Origin of the sequence: Streptomyces sp. NPDC093111 (genome assembly GCF_040683955.1) — a bacterium.
Lineage (GTDB): Bacteria > Actinomycetota > Actinomycetes > Streptomycetales > Streptomycetaceae > Streptomyces.
The window spans coordinates 35,755-53,226 of record NZ_JBFBNW010000031.1 but is presented as its reverse complement, the minus strand read 5'-3'; the positions used below and the strand labels follow the sequence as shown (position 1 = coordinate 53,226).

Annotated in this window: 11 protein-coding genes; 4 read left to right on the top strand and 7 right to left on the bottom strand. The window is 75.1% G+C overall.

What is annotated here, in order from left to right; genetic code table 11:
* The first annotated feature begins 24 nt into the window (after nucleotides 1-24).
* From AB0Q96_RS36240 to AB0Q96_RS36225, 4 genes are all read left to right on the top strand, one after another.
* A complete protein-coding gene (locus AB0Q96_RS36240) occupies nucleotides 25-816 on the top strand; it encodes an IclR family transcriptional regulator C-terminal domain-containing protein (protein WP_365333097.1) in 792 nt (263 codons plus the stop codon).
* Between the two features lie 225 nt (nucleotides 817-1,041).
* Nucleotides 1,042-1,362, top strand: a complete 321-nt coding sequence (locus AB0Q96_RS36235; protein WP_365333095.1) for a putative quinol monooxygenase — start codon at nucleotides 1,042-1,044, stop codon at nucleotides 1,360-1,362.
* A 105-nt stretch (nucleotides 1,363-1,467) separates the two neighbouring features.
* The gene (locus AB0Q96_RS36230) at nucleotides 1,468-6,015 is read left to right on the top strand and encodes an aminotransferase class I/II-fold pyridoxal phosphate-dependent enzyme (RefSeq protein WP_365333093.1); all 4,548 of its coding nucleotides are present in this window, start codon (nucleotides 1,468-1,470) and stop codon (nucleotides 6,013-6,015) included.
* Nucleotides 6,015-6,785: a class I SAM-dependent methyltransferase gene (locus AB0Q96_RS36225; RefSeq protein ID WP_365333091.1), complete on the top strand. Its 771-nt coding sequence runs from the start codon at nucleotides 6,015-6,017 to the stop codon at nucleotides 6,783-6,785. The genes AB0Q96_RS36230 and AB0Q96_RS36225 overlap by 1 nt, the downstream gene beginning before the upstream one ends.
* A 52-nt stretch (nucleotides 6,786-6,837) precedes the next feature.
* Here the strand turns inward: AB0Q96_RS36225 and AB0Q96_RS36220 are convergent, their stop codons facing one another.
* Genes AB0Q96_RS36220 through AB0Q96_RS36190 form a run of 7 tightly spaced genes read right to left on the bottom strand, consistent with a single transcriptional unit; the run spans nucleotide 6,838 to nucleotide 17,469 of the window.
* Entirely contained in the window at nucleotides 6,838-8,142 is a 1,305-nt protein-coding gene (locus tag AB0Q96_RS36220; protein ID WP_365333089.1) for a beta-galactosidase, read from the bottom strand.
* Nucleotides 8,139-9,242: a glycosyltransferase family 4 protein gene (locus AB0Q96_RS36215; protein ID WP_365333087.1), complete on the bottom strand. Its 1,104-nt coding sequence runs from the start codon at nucleotides 9,240-9,242 to the stop codon at nucleotides 8,139-8,141. Before AB0Q96_RS36215 ends, AB0Q96_RS36220 begins: the two co-directional genes overlap by 4 nt.
* Nucleotides 9,239-10,807, bottom strand: a complete 1,569-nt coding sequence (locus AB0Q96_RS36210; protein ID WP_365333085.1) for a phospholipid carrier-dependent glycosyltransferase — start codon at nucleotides 10,805-10,807, stop codon at nucleotides 9,239-9,241. Before AB0Q96_RS36210 ends, AB0Q96_RS36215 begins: the two co-directional genes overlap by 4 nt.
* Nucleotides 10,804-11,628: a PIG-L family deacetylase gene (locus AB0Q96_RS36205; RefSeq protein WP_365333083.1), complete on the bottom strand. Its 825-nt coding sequence runs from the start codon at nucleotides 11,626-11,628 to the stop codon at nucleotides 10,804-10,806. Before AB0Q96_RS36205 ends, AB0Q96_RS36210 begins: the two co-directional genes overlap by 4 nt.
* Nucleotides 11,610-13,493 (bottom strand): glycosyltransferase, encoded by a 1,884-nt coding sequence (locus AB0Q96_RS36200; protein WP_365333081.1) that lies wholly within the window; start codon nucleotides 13,491-13,493, stop codon nucleotides 11,610-11,612. Before AB0Q96_RS36200 ends, AB0Q96_RS36205 begins: the two co-directional genes overlap by 19 nt.
* Nucleotides 13,490-15,904 (bottom strand): lipopolysaccharide biosynthesis protein, encoded by a 2,415-nt coding sequence (locus tag AB0Q96_RS36195; protein WP_365333079.1) that lies wholly within the window; start codon nucleotides 15,902-15,904, stop codon nucleotides 13,490-13,492. Before AB0Q96_RS36195 ends, AB0Q96_RS36200 begins: the two co-directional genes overlap by 4 nt.
* A complete protein-coding gene (locus tag AB0Q96_RS36190; RefSeq protein WP_365333077.1) occupies nucleotides 15,901-17,469 on the bottom strand; it encodes a glycosyltransferase family 4 protein in 1,569 nt (522 codons plus the stop codon). The genes AB0Q96_RS36195 and AB0Q96_RS36190 overlap by 4 nt, the downstream gene beginning before the upstream one ends.
* Nucleotides 17,470-17,472: the final 3 nt, after the last annotated feature.

Below are 17,472 nucleotides of genomic sequence, written 5' to 3'. Positions count from 1 at the left end.
CCCGCCAGGCCCTAGGCTGGATCCGTGCCCTCGTCCCCGTCCGCTTCCTCGTCCCCGCCCGGACCCCAGTCCGTCGACCGTGCCCTCGCGCTGCTCGACGCCGTCGCCGACGCCGACCGGCCCGTCAGCGCCAAGGCGCTCGCCCGTACCCTCGGCTGCGCCCTGTCGACCGTCTATCACCTGGCCGGTCCGCTGATCACCCGGGGCCATCTCGTCCGCACCCCCGAGGGGTACGCGCCCGGGCCGCGCGTCCCGGCGCTCCACCGTGCCTACCAGCGCCATCACGGGCTCGGCGGCGGTGAGGCCGGTATCGGCGAGCTGCTCGGGCTGCTGCGGCGGACCTCCGGGGCCGAGGCGTACTTCACGGCCTACCGGGACGGGCGGATCACCGTCGTCGACACCACCGCCCCGGTCACCGACACCGCGCATCCCTTCGTGCCGGGCGCCGAGGCCCGCGCCCACGCCACCGCCCACGGCAAGGCCCTGCTCGCCGAGCTGCCCGCCGCGCAGCGCCGGCGGTATCTGGCCGTCCACGGCATGGCCCGGTTCACCGAGCGCACCATCACCAGCCCCGAGCGCTTCGAGGCGGAACTCGCCCGGGTGCGCGAGCGCGGCTTCGCCGTCTCCGTGGGGGAGGCGGACCCCGCGTACACCTGTCTCGCCACCGTGCTGCCGGCCGCCCGTCGGGACGGGGTCGTGCACGCCGTCTCGGTCTCCCTGCCCACCGACGGGTTCCGGCAGCGACACGGTGCCGTGCGCGCGGCCCTCGCCCGGGCCGTCCCGCTCTTCACCGCGGCCCTGCCCGGCGCCCCGTAGCCCCAGCCCCGTGTGACGGACTCCCCGTAGCCCCCGCACCATGTAACAACCTCCCCATAGCCCCACCCCGTGTGATGGCCTTCGCGTAGCCTCCGCCCCGTGTGACGGTCTCCGCGTAGCCTCCGCCCCATGTGACGGCCTCCCCGCACCCCCCCGATTCCGACCCTGCCGGAATCCCGGCCGCCCCGGCTGGCCGCGCGCCCGGTGGCGGCGCACCGTGGAGGCATGATCTTCATCGCCGTACGGTTCACCGCCCGCCCCGAGCACGCCGACACCTGGCTCGACCTGGTCGCCGACTTCACCCGCGCCACCCGCGAGGAGCCGGGCAACCTGTTCTTCGACTGGTCGCGCAGCGTCGACAACCCGCACCAGTACGTCCTCCTGGAGGCCTTCGCCGACGCCGAGGCGGGAGCCGCCCACGTCGCGTCCGCCCACTTCAAGGCCGGTCTGGAGACGATGGCCGGAGCCATCGCCTCCACCCCCGAGATCATCAACGTCGAGGTGCCGCAGCAGGGCTGGGGCGCCATGGCCGAGCTCGCCCGCTGACGCTCCCCGGTCTCCCGGGCGCCGCGAGATGCACGGCCCCGCCGTACCCGGGAGACTGGACGTACTCGGGGTCCCAAGGGCCACCTGGCAAGGGGGCGGTCGTCGATGCCGCTGCAGCAGCCGACCGGCGCACTGCGCCGGTGGACCCTCGTGTACGTGCTGTTCGTGGCCGCTCTGACCGTCGCCTACCTCCAGGTGCCGTCCCGGCACACCGTGCTCTGGGCGCTCATCGGCCTCAGCGGTGTCGCGGCCATCCTCACCGGCGTCCGGCTGCACCGGCCGGCCCGCCGCTGGCCCTGGCTCGTGCTCGCCGCCGCCAACTTCACCTTCGTCGCCGGCGACACCGCGTACAACGCGCTGGAAGCCTTCTTCCACCAGAGCCGGCCCTTCCCCTCGGTCGCGGACGCCTTCTACCTCGTCACCTATCCGCTGTTCGCCGTCGGTCTGTACGGCTTCATCCGCCACCGGGCCGCCGGACGGGACCTCGCGGTGGCGCTCGACGCGCTCATCCTCACCTCCGGGCTCGCCCTGCTCTCCTGGGTCAACCTGATCACCCCGCTCGCCACGTCCCCCGACATGACCTGGGTCGAGCGCGCGATCTCCATCGCCTACCCCCTCGGCGACGTCCTGATGCTCGCCATGCTCGCCCGCCTCCTCGTCCCCGGCGGGCTGCGCTCCCGCGCCGTCCAGCTCCTCACCCTCGGCACCTGCGGCATCCTCTTCTCCGACGTCGTGTACGGCATGCAGCAGATGGAGGGCACCTGGCAGGTCGGCACCCCCTGGGACCTCGGCTGGGTGGTCTTCTTCACCGCCTGGGGCCTCGCCGCCCTCCACCCCTCGATGACCGGCCTGACCGAGCCCGCGCCCGCACCGGCCCCCGGGATCGCCGAACGGCGGCTCCTCCTGCTGGCCGCCGCGTCCCTCATCGCGCCCGCCCTGCTGCTCTTCCAGTCCCTGCGCCGGGACCCCGACCGCGATGTCGGCGTCATCGCGATCTTCTCCGCGATCATGTTCCTGCTCGTGCTGGCCCGGCTCTGGGGCATGATGGCCGACCACCGCAAGGCCGAGGCCCGCGAACGCAGCCTGCGCGTCGCCGCGGCCTCCCTGGTCGCCGCCCTGAGCCCCCGCGAGGTCGCCGCGGCCGTCGAGACCGCGACCGCCACCCTCTTCGGCGCCGGCACCCCGCACCACACGATCCTCCTCGCCCGCGACCGGCGCGGCCGGCTCACCGCCGTGCCCACCGCCGGCCACCCCTGGAACATCCAGATCGCCGAGATCACCGGACCCGAACGCCGGGGGATCCCCTGGACCGAACTCCTCGGCGACGGGCGCCGCCTGCTCCCCGTCGACCGCCTCGACCCGGCCCTCGCCGCCGCGGCCGAGCCCGAGAGCCACGTCCTGGTCTGCCCGCTCGCCCTCCAGGCCCCCGCCGCCGGCGAACCGCTCCTCGGCGCGGTCCTCTTCGCCGGCACGGACAAGAAACTGTCCGAGATCGCCGGCCCCGCCCAGTCCCTCGCCTCCCAGGCGGCACTCGCCCTGGAGCGTTTCGGACTCAGCGAGGAGGTCAGCCGCCGCACCAGCGAGGCATACTTCCGCACCCTCGTGCACAACACCTCGGACGTCATCCTCATCGTCGACGACGACGACACCGTCCGGTACGCCAGCCCCTCCGCCGAGTCGATGTTCGGCCACTCCCTGCTGCCCGGCACCCCCCTCACCGAACTCCTCGCCCCCGGCGACGCGCAGAGCGCCCTGCGGATCCTCGCCGACGTCCGCGCCCGCGGCGACATCGACGCCCGCGACGACTGGAAGCTGCTCCACGGCGGCGCCGCCGACCTGGAGGTCGAGGTCCGCTGCAGCAACCTGCGCAACGAGGTCACCGTCCACGGCCTGGTCCTGACCCTCCGGGACGTCACCGAACAGCGCAAACTGGAGCGCGAACTCACCCACCGCGCCTTCCACGACTCGCTCACCGGCCTGCCCAACCGGGTGCTGCTCCTGGAACGCATCGAGCGGGCCCTGCTGCGCGGCCGTCGCGAAGCCACCCTGACCTGCATGCTCTTCGTCGACCTCGACGACTTCAAGGTCGTCAACGACACCATGGGCCACTCCGTCGGCGACGAACTCCTCGTCGCCGTCGCCCGCCGCCTCACCTCCGTGCTCCGGCTCACCGACACCGCCGCCCGGCTCGGCGGCGACGAGTTCGGCGTCCTCATCGAGGGCGCCCGCGAACCCGGCGACGCCGAGGCCCTCGCCGCCGAGATCGTGCACACCCTCAGCCAGCCCTTCCGCCTCACCGACGGCGCCGTCTCCGTCTCCACCAGCGTCGGCGTCGCCACCGTCCTCGACAGCGCCCACGCCGAGGAACTCCTCGGCCACGCCGACCTCGCCCTGTACGCGGCCAAGGCCGCCGGCAAGAAGCGCTGGCGCCGCTTCCGGCCCGAGCTGCACTCCCGGCTGGTCGCCCGTCACGAACTCCAGGCCGGCATGGACACCGCCATCGCCGACCACGCCTTCGCCCTGCGCTACCAGCCCATCGTCCAGGTCGACGACGGCGCCCTGGCCGGCTTCGAGGCCCTGATCCGCTGGCCGCACGCCCGCCGCGGGATGGTCCCGCCGGACCAGTTCATCACCCTCGCCGAGGAGAGCGGGCACATCATGCCGCTCGGCGCCTGGGTCCTCGACCACGCGGCCCGGGACATCTCCCGCTGGCAGCGCACCCGGCCCCGCACCCCGCCGCTCCGCGTCAACGTCAACGTCTCCGCCCGCCAGTTCCGCGACCCCGGGCTGCTCGACATCGTGCGGCGCACCCTGCGCTCCACCGGGCTCGCCGCCGACTCCCTCGTCCTGGAACTCACCGAGAGCGTCCTGATGCGCAGGGACGAGCAGATCGGCGCGACCATGCGGTCCCTGAAGGACCTCGGGGTCTCCATCGCCATCGACGACTTCGGCACCGGCTTCTCCTCGCTCAGCTATCTGCGCGAGTTCCCCATCGACGTCCTCAAGGTCGACAAGTCGTTCATCGACGACATCACCACCGACCGGCAACAGGTCGCCCTCGTCGAGGGCATCGTCCGCATCGCCGACGTCCTCGGACTCCAGGTCGTCGCCGAGGGCATCGAGAACGAGGAACAGCGGGCCCTCCTCGCCGACATGGGCTGCCGCTTCGGACAGGGCTTCCTCTTCGCCCGGCCGATGACCGCCCACCAGGCCGAGACCTTCCTGCACCGCGCCCCCGAACCGGCCGCGCACGCCGCCCGGGCCCGGGCCGCCGCCCCGCCCCCACCGCCCGAAGCCGCCGACACGACCCACACGACCCACACGCCTACACCCACTGCCTCCCCGTCCGTCGCCCGGACCCGCTCCTCCTTCTCCTCTTCCTCTTCCTCCCGCCCCGACGCCCGCTGGCACGACCTGGAACGGCTCAAGCGCACCAGCCCCATGTGCGACGCCGTCATCGACGAGATCGACGGGCGCAGGCTCCGCGTCGGCGACCACTGGCTGATCGACTTCGCGTCCTGCAACTACCTCGGCTTCGACCTCGACCCCGAGATCATGGCCGCCATCGACCCCCAGGTCCGCACCTGGGGCACCCACCCCAGCTGGTCCCGGCTCATCGGCAGCCCCCGCCTCTACCCCCGGATCGAGGAACGGCTCACCGACCTCCTCGGAGCCCCGGACACCCTGCTGCTGCCCACCATCACCCTCATCCACCAGTCGGTCATCCCGCTGCTCGCCGCCGGCGGCCGGATCTACGTCGAGGCCCAGGCGCACCGCACGATCTACGACGCCTGCGTCATCGCCCGCGGCCAGGGCGCCGAGGTGCACCGCTTCCACGCCGACCGGCCCTGGGAGCTCGACGCGATGCTGCGCGCGGCGCACGGCGGCGGCCCCCGGCTGGTGTGCATGGACGGCGTCAACAGCATGACCGGCAACTATCCCGACCTGCCGGGACTCGCCCGCGTCTGCCGGGCGCACGGCGCCCTGCTGTACGTCGACGACGCCCACGGCTTCGGCGTCATCGGCGAACGCGGCCCGGGCGAGACCAGCCCCTACGGGTCGCGCGGCAACGGCATCGTCCGGCACCTCGGCGAGAGTTACGACGGCATCGTCCTGGTCGGCGGCTTCTCCAAGGCGTACTCCTCGCTCCTCGCCTTCCTCGCCGTGCCCCGGCGCCTCAAGGAGCACCTCAAGGTGGCCGCCGCCCCGTACCTGTACTCCGGCCCCTCGCCGACCGCCTCGCTCGCCACCGCCCTCGCCGGACTCCACGTCAACGACGAACGCGGCGACGCGCTCCGCGCCGACCTGCACCGCAGGACCGCCCGCGTCCTCCACCACGTACGCGGTCTGGGCATCGACACCCCCAACACCGACGGACTGCCCATCGTCGAGATCCCCCTCGCCCGAGCGGACGACCTCGCGGCCGTCGCCGCCTTCCTGTGGGAGCGCGGCATCTACGTCACCCTGGCCAGCTACCCGCTGGTGCCGCGCGACCGGGTCGGCTTCCGGGTCCAGATCACCGCCGCCAACACCGACGAGGAGATCGACCAGCTGGACGACGCGCTCACCGCCCTCGCCCGGCACTTCCCGCTCCAGCACAGCGCGCCCGGCCCGCCTCGCGCGGTGCCGGCCGGACGGTCCACGGAGCCGTGATGTCCGAGGCCCGCCGCCCCGCCCTCCGACCGGCCACGCCCCGCCGCAACCGCGACGCGGACTGGGACGCCTGGCCCGTCGACGCCTACCTGGCCGAGAACTACCGCCGGCTGCACCCCTGCGACATCGGCGTCATCCACCACCACTCCACCTTCTACCGCGGGTTCGCCCCCCGGGGCACGGCCCGCTCCCTGGAACTCGGCGCGGGCCCCAACCTCTACCCGCTGATGCTCGCCGCCGGGGCCGTCCGCCGCGTCGACGCCCTCGAACCCTCCGCCGCCTGCCGCGCCTACCTCCGCGAGCAGCTCACCCACGGCCCCGACGCCTCCTGGGTGACCTTCTACGACCTGTGCCGGACCCTGAACCCCACGCTCCCCGCCACCCTGCCCGAGGCGCTCGCCCGGGTCCGGGTCGTCGCCGGCGACGCGGGCGACCTCGCCGACGGCGTCTACGACAGCGCCTCCATGAACTTCGTCGCCGAGAGCGTCACCGAGGACTTCGCCGAGTTCACCGTCCTCTGCGAGGCGTTCGTCCGCGCGGTCCGCCCCGGCGGACGGCTCGTCGCCGCCTTCATGGAATGCATGCCCAGCTACCGCGTCGGGGACGGGCCGGTGTGGCCCGCCTGCCCGGTCGACGAGACCGCGCTGCGCACCGTGTTCGCCCCGCGCACCACCGCGCTGCGCATCGCCCGGCTGGCCAAGGACCGCACCCTGCCCGAGTACGGGGACACCGGCGTCCTCCTCCTCACCGCCGAGCGGCCCGCGTCCTGAGCCCGCCCCTGAGCCCGCCCCTGAGCCCGCCCCCTGAGCCCGGCCCGGTCCCTCACCTCCCCTCCGTGCGCGCCCGGACCATCGCCGTGTACGCCTCCAGCGAGGAACCCGGCGTCCCGTCGTACAGGTTGTGGTCGAAGGCCCACATCAGCCCTTCGAGACGGCACGAGTCGAACTGGCGGAAGGCCGCCGCCATGACACCGGGCCCGTACGGGGCCACCTGCTGGCCCGCGCTCTCCCCGTCCAGGTGGGCGAAGCCCTCGGAGCGGGCCACCGCCGCCACCCAGCGCGGCGAGGACCAGGAGCGGACCGCGTCGTCGGCGGCGGGCGCACCGCCCGCGACGGCGGCGGCGACCGTCCTCGGGTCGCCCGGGGCGCAGCCGTTGTCGACGGGGACGCCGGTGCCGTCCACCAGGGCGGTGGTGACGAGGTGCACGTCGGCCCGGTGGTCGAGCAGCCCCAGGGTGACGAAGAAGCCGACGCCCCGGCCGATCAGCCGCGCCGAGCGGGTCCCGTCCAGGTACCCGGAGACGGCGGCCCTGTAGTCGGACGGATGGAAACCCGCGCCCGGTACGAGCACCTTCAGCGGCCCGTGGTGACCGAGCCCGCCGTACAGGCCGATCTCCCAGTTCACCGCGTCGGCGAGGGACGCGAGGTACCAGTCGTACCAGCGCCGCACCTGGCGCTCGGTGAACGGCGCCCCCTGGTACGTGCGCTCCCCGGGCCGCCAGCCGGGGTACGGGCTCGCCGCCTGGGCGTGCCGGTCGTAGGCCCAGAACTCGGCGTCGGCGTGCCCCTCGGACACGGGCGCCGGATAGCCGAACTCTCCGTTCTCGTCGACGCCGAGCCGGATCGCCCACACCTCGTCGAGCCCGATCCGGTCCTTCACCTGCCGGACGTACGAGGCGACCTCGGCCCGGACGGGGGCGCTGAACACGATGTTCGGCGTGGTCGACGACGTCTCCCCGTACTGGTTGCGCCACACCGACTCGGGGTAGGCGTCGACCAGCCAGTCCGGCGGATGGTTGAGCCCGAGCCCCGCCTCCACCCGCAGCCCCGCGTCCCGGAAGGCCCGCAGCCGCTCCTTCACCTGCCGCGCGTACCCCGCGTCGTACACGCCCTTCTCGGGCTCGAACCGGCTCCAGTCGATCTGGAGATGGGCGACCCGCAGCCCGTGCGCGTACTCGGTGGCCGCCCGCTCCGGATCGGTCTGGAGCGTGCCGAAGGCGTACGGGGAGGCCGCCGGTTCCGGCGTGCTCCGGTGCAGGGCGCCGAGGGCCGCGGCGACCAGCGCGAGCGCCGCGAGGAGCGCGAGGAGACCGAGCGACAGGTGCCCGGCCGGCCGGGGGAGCCTCATGTCAGCAGCTCCCGGTAGAGCGCGGCGTACTGCGCGGCGAACCGCTCGGGCCCGAAGTGCTCCTCCACCGCGGCCCGCCCGCGCTCCGCCAGCACGTCCCAGGAGCGCGGCTGGTCGAGCAGCCACACCAGCTGCTGCCCGGTGCGGCGCGCGTCGCCCGCCGGGGCCCGCAGCACCGCGTTGCCGAAGTCCGCGAACTGCGGCAGGTCGCTGAGGATCACCGGCCGGCCGGTGGCCAGCGCCTGGAGCACGGTCAGCGGGATGTCCGCCTTGCCGCCGATCACCGGCGGCGGGAACAGCAGCACGTGCGCGGAGGCGATCAGCTCCCGCATGTCGTCGACGTAGCCGCGGACCTCCACGTCCACCAGCCCCTCGGCCCCCGCCTTCTCGCGCAGCGCCTCCTCCAGGGCGCGGGCGTCCTGCCCCGGGCGCCCGCGCATCGCGAGCACCAGCCGGAACGCGGCCCCCGAACGGGCGGCCTCCGCCGCCGCCTCCACGGCGATCTCCGCCCCGCCCTGCGGGTCGTGGTGACCCGCGTACAGGACCAGCGGCACCCCGCGGGGACGGGGCCGCGGCGGCCAGTCCTCCAGTGGGATCATCGGCGGGATCACCCGTACGTCATCGAAGCGCGCGGCCCGCAGCCGGCGCGCCATCGACTCGGACAGCGCCACCGTCGTCCCCAGCGGCCGGACCCGGGGCAGCAGCCGCGGGTCCATCACCCCGGGGACGGTGTGCACCACCGGCCGGGCGCCGAGGAGCAGCGGGCGCAGCCGGGAGAACGCCGGAAGCGTGCGGCCGACGGTCAGGAAGGCGTGCACCAGGTCGCAGCGGCGCGCGAACACCGCCCCGGCCAGCGCCGACTGCACCCGCTCGGGCACGTGCGGCACCCCGTCCCGGGACAGGATCCGCACCGTGTGCGCCCCGTGCGGGTGCGATGGCGGGCGCCCGCGCCGGTGCGGCCACTGCGAGAACCACACGAACTCGACGTCGGGCAGCGCCCCCAGCACGTCCGAGGCGAGCCGCACGTCGGCGCCGTCCGCCCCGTCCAGCGGGCTGCTGGTCAGGAGCAGGACGCGCGGGCGGCGCGGCAGGGTGCTCATCGCGGCCCCGCCGGACGGTCGGGCAGCGGCGGGAGCTCGTACAGCGCGAGCGATCCGTAGGTGGGACCGTGGAAGTCGAACAGCAGCCGGGCCCCGCGGGTCAGTTCGCGGACCTCGGGCAGCGGGGTGCGCCCGTACCCCTGCTCGACGACCTTCCAGGGCACGATCGCGTACTGGGCGCGGTTCGCGCTCCGCTCCCCGGGGGTGACCCAGTTGCCGAGGCGGTAGCGGTCCTCGAAGGTCCAGTAGCTGACGCCACGGGTCCGCTGCCCGTCGACCGTCACGATGCCGCTGCCGGCCGGGACGTGCGTCCGCAGGTACGCCTGGAGCTTCGCGAAGCCGTCGTCGGGCTGCCAGCGGTCCGAGGCGTACACCACCGCCGGGGTGACGAGCACGCCGAGGAGGCCGGCTACCGCCAGTAGCCGCAGCGCGGGGCGGTGCCGGGGCACCGGGACGGTGACGGCGAGCGCCACCAGGTTCGGCACGAACAGCAGGTACAGGGCCTGTTCCTCCAGGGTGCCGAGCCCCAGCGCGTACGCCAGGGTGAGGATCGCGCAGGCGTGGAACAGGGCGAGCAGCCGGTACACCGGCTCGCGGCGGCGCAGCAGCAGGTACAGCGCCACCGGCGTGAGCAGGAGCAGCAGGTACGTGGTCGCGTACCCGGGGAGTTCCGCGAACAGGCGTCCCGAGAGGGAGGGGGTGCCGGGCGCGTTGAACCCGGTCTCCTGGACGAAGCCGAGCAGCCGCCGCACACCGTGGGACTTCTCGTCCCAGAACAGCGTCCCGTGGCCGAAGCCCAGCACCAGGCTCACGTACACGGTGTACGGCAGCACCGCGCACAGCGCCGCCAGCGCGGTCAGCCGGCGTGGCGGCCCCCAGCCCAGCGCCAGCGCGAGCAGCAGCGGAAGCACCGTGATCAGCGCCGAGTGGTCCTTCGTCAGGACGGCCGTGCCGAGGAGCAGTCCGGTGGCGGCGGCCCGGAGCCGGGGCCCGCGCGGCAGCGGATCCCGGCACAGCGGCACCAGGACCAGGAAACCGGCGAGCACCCACACCATCGTGTCGGTCTCCAGGAGCACCCGGTTGTTCTGCCGGATGCAGAACTGGTCCAGGGCGAAGACCAGACCGGCGACCAGGCCCGCCGGACGCGACCGGATGCGCGCCACCAGGGCCACGAGGAGCGCGGCCGTCACCCCGGCGAGCAGCGCGTTGAGCACCCGCAGCGAGTGCACCTGGGCGACGACGTCCTGGTGCTCCCCGAACAGCTTCATCCAGCCGGCCTCCAGGTAGAAGAACCCGGGCGGATGGAGGAAGAACAGGCCCTCCTCGGTGCCGGGAAAGCCGCCGTGCAGCGCGCCCCGCCCCAGTTCCTGGTAGATCGTCTCGTCCACGAACAGGTCACCGGCCCGGCCCACCTGCACCAGCCGCAGCGTCACCGTCAGGGCCGCCGCGAACAGCGCGTACACGAACGTGGGGACCGGCCGCCGCGGGGCCCGGGCGCGCACGGGTCCGGGCGGCTCGGCGGCCCGCTCCGACGCCTGTGCGGTGAAGGGGCGGGGGAGGGTCATGACGGGCCTCCGGCGGTACGGGCCGCCGCGTCCGGCACCCCGGCGGGCAGCAGGTACACCTCGGGGACGCGGGGGATGCGCCCGCCGGGGAACAGGGCGTCCACCTGGGTCCGGTAGCCCCGGATCAGCTCCGCCTTGGCGTCGAGCCCCCGGTCCCAGGTCGCCTCGGTGGCGCCGAGCCCGGCGGTGAACGCCGGGTCGGCGGCGGCCCGCAGGCAGTACGGGAAGTCGCTGTAGTAGACGGCCGGCAGCCCGCTCAGCGCCGCCGCCGTGCGCACCAGCACGTGATCGGCGTGCCCGCCCACGCCGAGCGGCGCGAGCAGCAGACCCCGCCCGCGCGGCAGCAGCTCCCGGATGGTCTCGGTCACCCGGTGCAGCGTCTCGCCGTCCCGGGAGGAGAGCCGGCCGCGGGACAGGTGCAGCCGGTACGTCGGGTAGACGTGCCCCAGTTCGGGCACCAGCCGCGCGGCCCGGACGCGCCACCGCCCCGGATCGGGACGGGGCCGGAACAGGCCGTCGACGAAGCCCGCGTGGAAGCGGACCACGCCGAGGCGGGCCAGCACCGCCCGGTCCTCGGCGCGCCGCTCCGCGTACAGCTCGTCGGCGTGCGCGGCGCCCGTCTGCCGCAGGTACTGCCGGGCGGACAGGGTGTGCGGCGGCGGCGCGGCTTCGGTGAACACCGTCAGGACGGTCACCGCCGCCGGTCTGCGCACCGCGGCGAGCAGGGCGCCGCAGGACAGCACGGCGTCGTCCGGGTGCGGTGAGAGGACGAGGAGCGGGGCCGTACGGGCGGTGAGCACCGTCAGCGGGTCGTCTGCCATGGCACACCCCTGTCCTTCCTCGGCCGCCGCGGCACGGCGGGCGCCTCCACGAGTCGCCGGACCAGGGCCAGGTAGCGGCCCGTCATCTCGTCCCACGTGTAGTGCTGGGCGGCCAGACCGGCCTGCCGGCCGAGCCGCCTGCGCAGCGCCGGATCGGTCGCCAGCGCCCGCATGCGCGCGCCGTACGCCGCCGTGTCGAAGGGCGGTACGGCGATGTCGCCGCCGCCGCGCATCCAGCGCAGCGCCGGCAGGTCGAAGTGCAGCACCGGCTTGCCGTACGTCATGCCCTCCAGGGCCACCAGGCCGAAGGTCTCGTGACGCGAGGGCAGCACCACGAAGGCGCTGTCCCGCAGCAGGCGCCGCTTGTGCTCCTCGTCCGCGTACCCCACCCAGCGGACCCCCGGGCCCTGCCCGGCGAGGAGCTGGCGCAGCCGCCGCTCCTCGGCGGGGGTGCCGCCGCCGGCCAGGACGAGGTCCATCGGCGGACGGGCCCGCCGGTAGGCGTCCAGGAGCAGGTCGAGGCCCTTGACCCAGGTGTCGACGCGGCCCAGGAAGAGGATGGTGTCGCCGCTGCCGAGGCGCGCGTCGTCGAGCTGCCGCTGTTCCACCCCGTTGGCGATGACATGGACGTCGGCGCGCGGGCTCAGCAGCCGTTCGGCGGAGGCGTCGGCCTCGTTCAGGGTCACGATGTGCCGGTAGCAGCGCAGCCCCAGCCGCTCCACCAGCGTGAACGGCAGGTGGTAGCGGCGGGACAGCGCCTCGGCGGCCCGGCCCTGGTCGATGCCGACGACGGGGGAGCGGGTGACCAGCGGCAGGAAGCTGGTCGAGAAGGGCGGGGTGAAGCTCTCCAGCCACACGTCGTGCGGGATCCGGCGCGCCACCACCGGCAGCAGCATCAGGAACAGCAGCTGCCCGGCCCGGGGACCGGCCCGGCACACCGGCAGCCGGACGTAGCGGACGCCGTCGCGCTGCCGGGTCCCGCCCCGGCGCCCGGCGGTCACCACCGTCACCCGGTACTGCTCGGCGAGCCGCCGGGCCAGCTTCTCCACCACCAGCGCCCCGCCGCCCCGGTAGTCGCTGTTGTCCGCGTCGTCGTAGATGGACACCACGACCCGCTTGCGCCCGCCGGACCGCGGATCCGGCGGACGTTCCTCGGGTCGTACGGAGTCCAGGACGTGCTCCAGGGCGGCGTCCGCCACCAGCCGGGCCGGGCGCTCGGCGTCGACCCGCGCCACCCGGTCCAGCCGGGCCGCCCACGCGCGGTACCGCGCCCACCAGGCGGCGGCGGAGCCCGCGGCGGCCTCCCAGCCGCGCTCGTTCAGGGTGTCGGGGCAGGCCTCCAGGAGCAGGGTCAGGTCATAGCCCTCGGCCGCCCGGGCGAAGGTCCGGGCCGCGCCACGGCCGGGCGGCAGGTCGAACTTCACCAGGCCGTCCAGCGGGCCGCGGTCGGTGACGACGACGGCCGGACGGCCCCGGGAGACCAGGCCGACGCGCAGCCGGGCCACCCGGATCCGCAGGGTCAGCTCGCCCGCGTCGAGGAACGCGTGGGCACGCCGGAACCACGATCCCCGGCGCTCGGGATGCGCGGACCGCCGTGCCCACTCGTCCTCCCCCGTTCTCCCCGACCTCCCCGTCCCGCCCGGTCCCTCTTCGTCCCTCACCCGTGGGGGGACCGGGAAGCCCCGGCAGAGGAAGCATCCGTAGCAGTGCGTCGTGGCCACCGCGAAGCCGCGCTCCCGCAGCAGGCCCGCGAGGGCGTGCACCAGCGAGGACTTGCCGGTGTTGTCCGGCCCGGACACGGCCACCCGCAGGGGCCCGCGCGGGCCGCGGCCGGGCGGCGCCCCCGGGTTCGTGATCCTGGTCATGGCACCCGCCTCCGCACCCGTTTGGTCACCACGAGCGGCACCCGCAGCGAGGCCTCGCGGGCCGCCGTGCGCACCCGACCCGCGCCGAGGAGATGGCCCGAGTGCTCGGCCCCGGCCCGCAGCGAGGTCGCCACGGGCAGCGGCACCGGCAGCGGCACCGGCTCCCCGCGGTCGAGCCGTTCCATCGCCGCGAGGGCCGTGGCGAGGGCGCGCGCGCCACCCGCCGACCAGCCCTCGCGGGCCGCCTCCCGGCGGGCCTCGGCGACCACCGGGGGGCTCAGCAGCTCGCGCAGGGCGAGCAGTTCGGACAGGTCGAGGGTGAGGTTCTGGAACAGGGCGTGGGCGAGCCAGATCCGCAGCCGGTCGGCGGGACAGGGCACCAGCCAGCCGACGCCGTCACCATGCCCGTTGCCGCCGTTGCCGCCGTTGCCGCCGTCGCCGTCGGCGCCTTGGCCGGGAACGGCGCGCGCGAACAGGCGGTCGGTCGGCACCACCGGGACCCCGAACCACGAGACCGCGATGTGCAGATGGGCCGAGGGACCCGTCGGCGGCTCCAGGAGCACCTTGCTGGAACGCTCCAGCCAGTACCGCTCCCGGTGCACGTACCAGCCCGCGAGCGCCTCCTGTGCCTGCTCCCAGCGGCCGGTCGGGACCACCAGGTCGAAGTTGCCATACACGTAGTCGCCCGACAGGTCGGCCTTGATGAGGACGGTGGGGATGCCGGCGGACCGCAGCAGCGCGGTCGACTCCGTCAGATTGCGCCGGAACAGACCGGTGGCGGCGTCCACTTCGGCCCGGACGGCGGCCAGCCGGTCCGGGTACGCGCGCGCCAGCAGGCCCTCGACCTGGTTGCGCCGCGCCACGGCCAGCGCCCCGAGCAGCTCCGTGTCCCCGGCGGGTCCCGGGCGCCCCCGCCACACCGCGTCCACCAGCAGCCGCACGGACCGCTCCTCGTCCGACGGGGACGCGGGCCCGGGCCTCGCCGGCTCCGGCGCCCCGTCCCCGGTCGGCTCGCTGCGCCGCCCGAAGAACCACCACAGCGCCAGGGCCGTGACGGTGAGGGCGGCGAGCAGCCACGCCACGGTGTGCGGGCGCAGCAGGGCCAGCGCCGCCACGAGCACCGGCGGCCACAGCAGCGACACCCCGAACAGGCCCTTCGGCGGGCCGAACCCGTACCGGCGCGCGTGCCGGACCGCGAACAGCGCCAGCGCCGTCACGGTGCCGCACATGCCGCCGACCGCCATGCCGAACACGCCGTTCGCCGACCAGCCCACGGCGAGCCCCGTCACGTACAGCAGGAGCCCCGCGAGCAGCGGCAGCACGCACGCGTAGTCGTTGACGGCCTGGCAGAACGTCACCAGCAGGGCGAGTGCCCCGAGCGCGAGACCGGTGACGGCGGTGAGCGCGAGGAGCGTGCTGACCCGGGCGTAGCCGGAGGGGAAGAGGAGGTCCAGGAGGGCGGCGGGTGTGGTGGCGGCGACCGCCGTCAGCGGCAGCGCCACCATCAGGTACATCCGCAGCGCGTCGCCCGCGAGGGCGGTGCCGGCCCGGCGCCGCGACAGGGCGGGCAGGAAGGCGATCGACACCGCGCCCGCGAGGAACAGCGGCACCCGGCCCAGCATCACCGCGGCCTGGTAGCTCGCCGCGGCGGAGCGGTCGGTGGGGAGGATCGCCACGAGGATCACGTCCACCGCCGCCATCAGCGCGACCACGCCCTGGAGGGAGGCGACCCCGACGGCCCGCCGCCACAGTTCACGGTTGCCGGCCGCCGTCAGCCACGGGCGGCCCCGGCCGCCGCGCGGACGGCGGGGGCGCCAGAAGAAGTACGGCACGACGGCGACGGCGAAGGCCGCGAGGGCGCCCGTCTCGCCCAGGCCCAGGACCGAGACGAACAGCAGCCCCACGGCCAGCTTCAGCACCGCCTCGGCGGCGGTCAGGACCGCGAGGGTGCGCAGCCGCTCGGTGCCCTGGAGCCACCCCGCGCTGACCCGGGTCACGTAGATGAGGAAGGTCGCGGCCGAGATCACGGCGACCGTCGCCGCGCCCGCGAACTGCGCGGACACCGTGCCGACCACGAGCGCCGCGACCAGCCCGCCGGCCACCCCGGTCACCACCGCGAACCGCACCGCCTCGGCCCGCTCGTCCTCCGACCGGGCCCGCGCCAGCGCCTGCGCCAGCATCCACGGCACGGTCACCACGGCGACCGCCGCCGTGCACACGACGAGGCCCTGCCCCGCCGCGAACGTGGCGTACGCGGAGACGTCGAGGAGTCGGGTCAGGGCCAGCGCGTACACGTAGTTGAGCACCCCGGCGGCGACCGCGGCCGTCGCGATCCAGCGGGCGCCCCGTACCGCGGTGACCGCGTCCGGGAGCGCTTCGGAGCGGGCGGCGACGGGCTGGGCGGAGGTCATGACGCGGCCTCCCGCCCGGAGCCGGGGGCCTCCCGCCCGGAGCCGGGGCGAGGCGGCCGAGGGGTGCGCCGTGCCGTGCCGGGGAGGTGCCGGGACGCCCCGCCCACCAGGACGTCCCGGCCGCCGGCCAGTGCCACGGACGCGTCGCGCACGCCGAGCCGGGCGAGCGCGGCCAGTGCCTGCACCTCGTCGCAGCCGTGCAGCAGCACCTGGAAGGAGTCGCCCTCGCGGCGCCACACGTCGGTCTGGCGCAGCGCGTCGCGGGCGGCCCGCTCGACGGCCTCCGCGTCCGGGGCGGTGAACCGGCCGAGCACGGCGAGGTCGTTGGGGCCGCGCCGGGAGCGCCGGTGCCGGTGGATGCGCCGCAGCTCCTCCAGGAGGACCTGCGCGAGCCGTTCTGCGCTGGCGTCCCAGGAGAAGGCGGCGGCCCAGGCGCGGCAGCGCGCGGCGGCGAGTCGCCGGGCGTCCGGGGCGGCGAGTTCGGCGAGGGCCGCCGCGACGCCGTCGGCGAGGTCGGCCGAGGGATCGAGCAGGCGCCCGTTGACACCCGGCTGGATGGCGTCGCGCAGGCCCGGCACGTCGTAGGCGAGGGCGGGGGTGCCGACGGCGTTCGCCTCGATCACGGTGAGGCCCCAGCCCTCGGCGACGGACGGCACGACGGTCAGCCACGCGTGGTGGAAGAGCTCGGCCCGGCGCGCGTCGCTGACGCGCCCGTGGAAGACGACGGCGGAGGCCACTCCGAGGCGGCTCGCGAGCTCCTTCAGCGCGGCCAGCTCGGGCCCGTCGCCGCACACGTCCACGCGCAGCGCGGGGATCCGGCGCAGCAGCGCGGGCATGGCCCGCACCAGCAGGTCGACCCGCTTCTGCGGCATCAGGCGGCTGACCACGGTCAGCGCGGGCGTCTCGCTACGGGCGCCGGAGGGCGCGTCCGGCGCCCCGGCGGGGCGCCCGTTGGGCACGATGTGCAGGGTGTTGCCGAAGCCGAGCTCGCGCCGGGCGCCCTCGCGGGTGGAGGGGGAGACCACGACGACCGGCCGGCCCCGGTAGACGGTCCGGCTGACCTGCTTCTCCAGGAGCCTGCCCACCGCGTTCATCGGCCAGTGGAACCGCACGTCGAACTGGTGCTGGTGGACGTGGTGGATGACGCACAGGTCGGCGGTCCAGCGCGGGGTGAACAGCGGCGAGAAGAACGGGATGCCGTTCTGGAAGTCGACGACGGCGTCGTACGCGTGCCGGTTGCGCAGCAGGTGGGCCGCGGCCGCCGCGTACACGCCGAAGGTGCCGCCGCCCCGGACGATCCGCAGCCCGTCGCGGTACTCCCGGGCGCGCGAGCCGGGGTACCGCGACGAGACGAAGGTGACGTGCGCCCCGGCCGCCGAGAAGCGCCGGGCGATCTCGTGGGCGTACGCCTCGGCGCCGCCGGCGTCCGGATGCCAGGGGTCGCGCCAGTTCAGGAACGCGATGTCCATGCGGGCGAGCCGGGCGAGCGCGGTGGCGCTCCGCGCGGCGGCCTCGGGGCCGGAGCCCGCGACGGGGCCGGGAACGGGGTGCGAGGACGTGGTCATGGC

Bases quoted from the DNA above. Each gene is read 5' to 3' on its own strand.
- AB0Q96_RS36190 (WP_365333077.1), bottom strand. From the start codon at position 17,469: ATGACCACGTCCTCGCACCCCGTTCCCGGCCCCGTCGCGGGCTCCGGC.
- AB0Q96_RS36225 (WP_365333091.1), top strand. From the start codon at position 6,015: ATGTCCGAGGCCCGCCGCCCCGCCCTCCGACCGGCCACGCCCCGCCGC.
- AB0Q96_RS36220 (WP_365333089.1), bottom strand. From the start codon at position 8,142: ATGAGGCTCCCCCGGCCGGCCGGGCACCTGTCGCTCGGTCTCCTCGCG.
- AB0Q96_RS36195 (WP_365333079.1), bottom strand. From the start codon at position 15,904: ATGACCTCCGCCCAGCCCGTCGCCGCCCGCTCCGAAGCGCTCCCGGAC.
- AB0Q96_RS36235 (WP_365333095.1), top strand. From the start codon at position 1,042: ATGATCTTCATCGCCGTACGGTTCACCGCCCGCCCCGAGCACGCCGAC.
- AB0Q96_RS36215 (WP_365333087.1), bottom strand. From the start codon at position 9,242: ATGAGCACCCTGCCGCGCCGCCCGCGCGTCCTGCTCCTGACCAGCAGC.
- AB0Q96_RS36230 (WP_365333093.1), top strand. From the start codon at position 1,468: ATGCCGCTGCAGCAGCCGACCGGCGCACTGCGCCGGTGGACCCTCGTG.
- AB0Q96_RS36205 (WP_365333083.1), bottom strand. From the start codon at position 11,628: ATGGCAGACGACCCGCTGACGGTGCTCACCGCCCGTACGGCCCCGCTC.
- AB0Q96_RS36210 (WP_365333085.1), bottom strand. From the start codon at position 10,807: ATGACCCTCCCCCGCCCCTTCACCGCACAGGCGTCGGAGCGGGCCGCC.
- AB0Q96_RS36200 (WP_365333081.1), bottom strand. From the start codon at position 13,493: ATGACCAGGATCACGAACCCGGGGGCGCCGCCCGGCCGCGGCCCGCGC.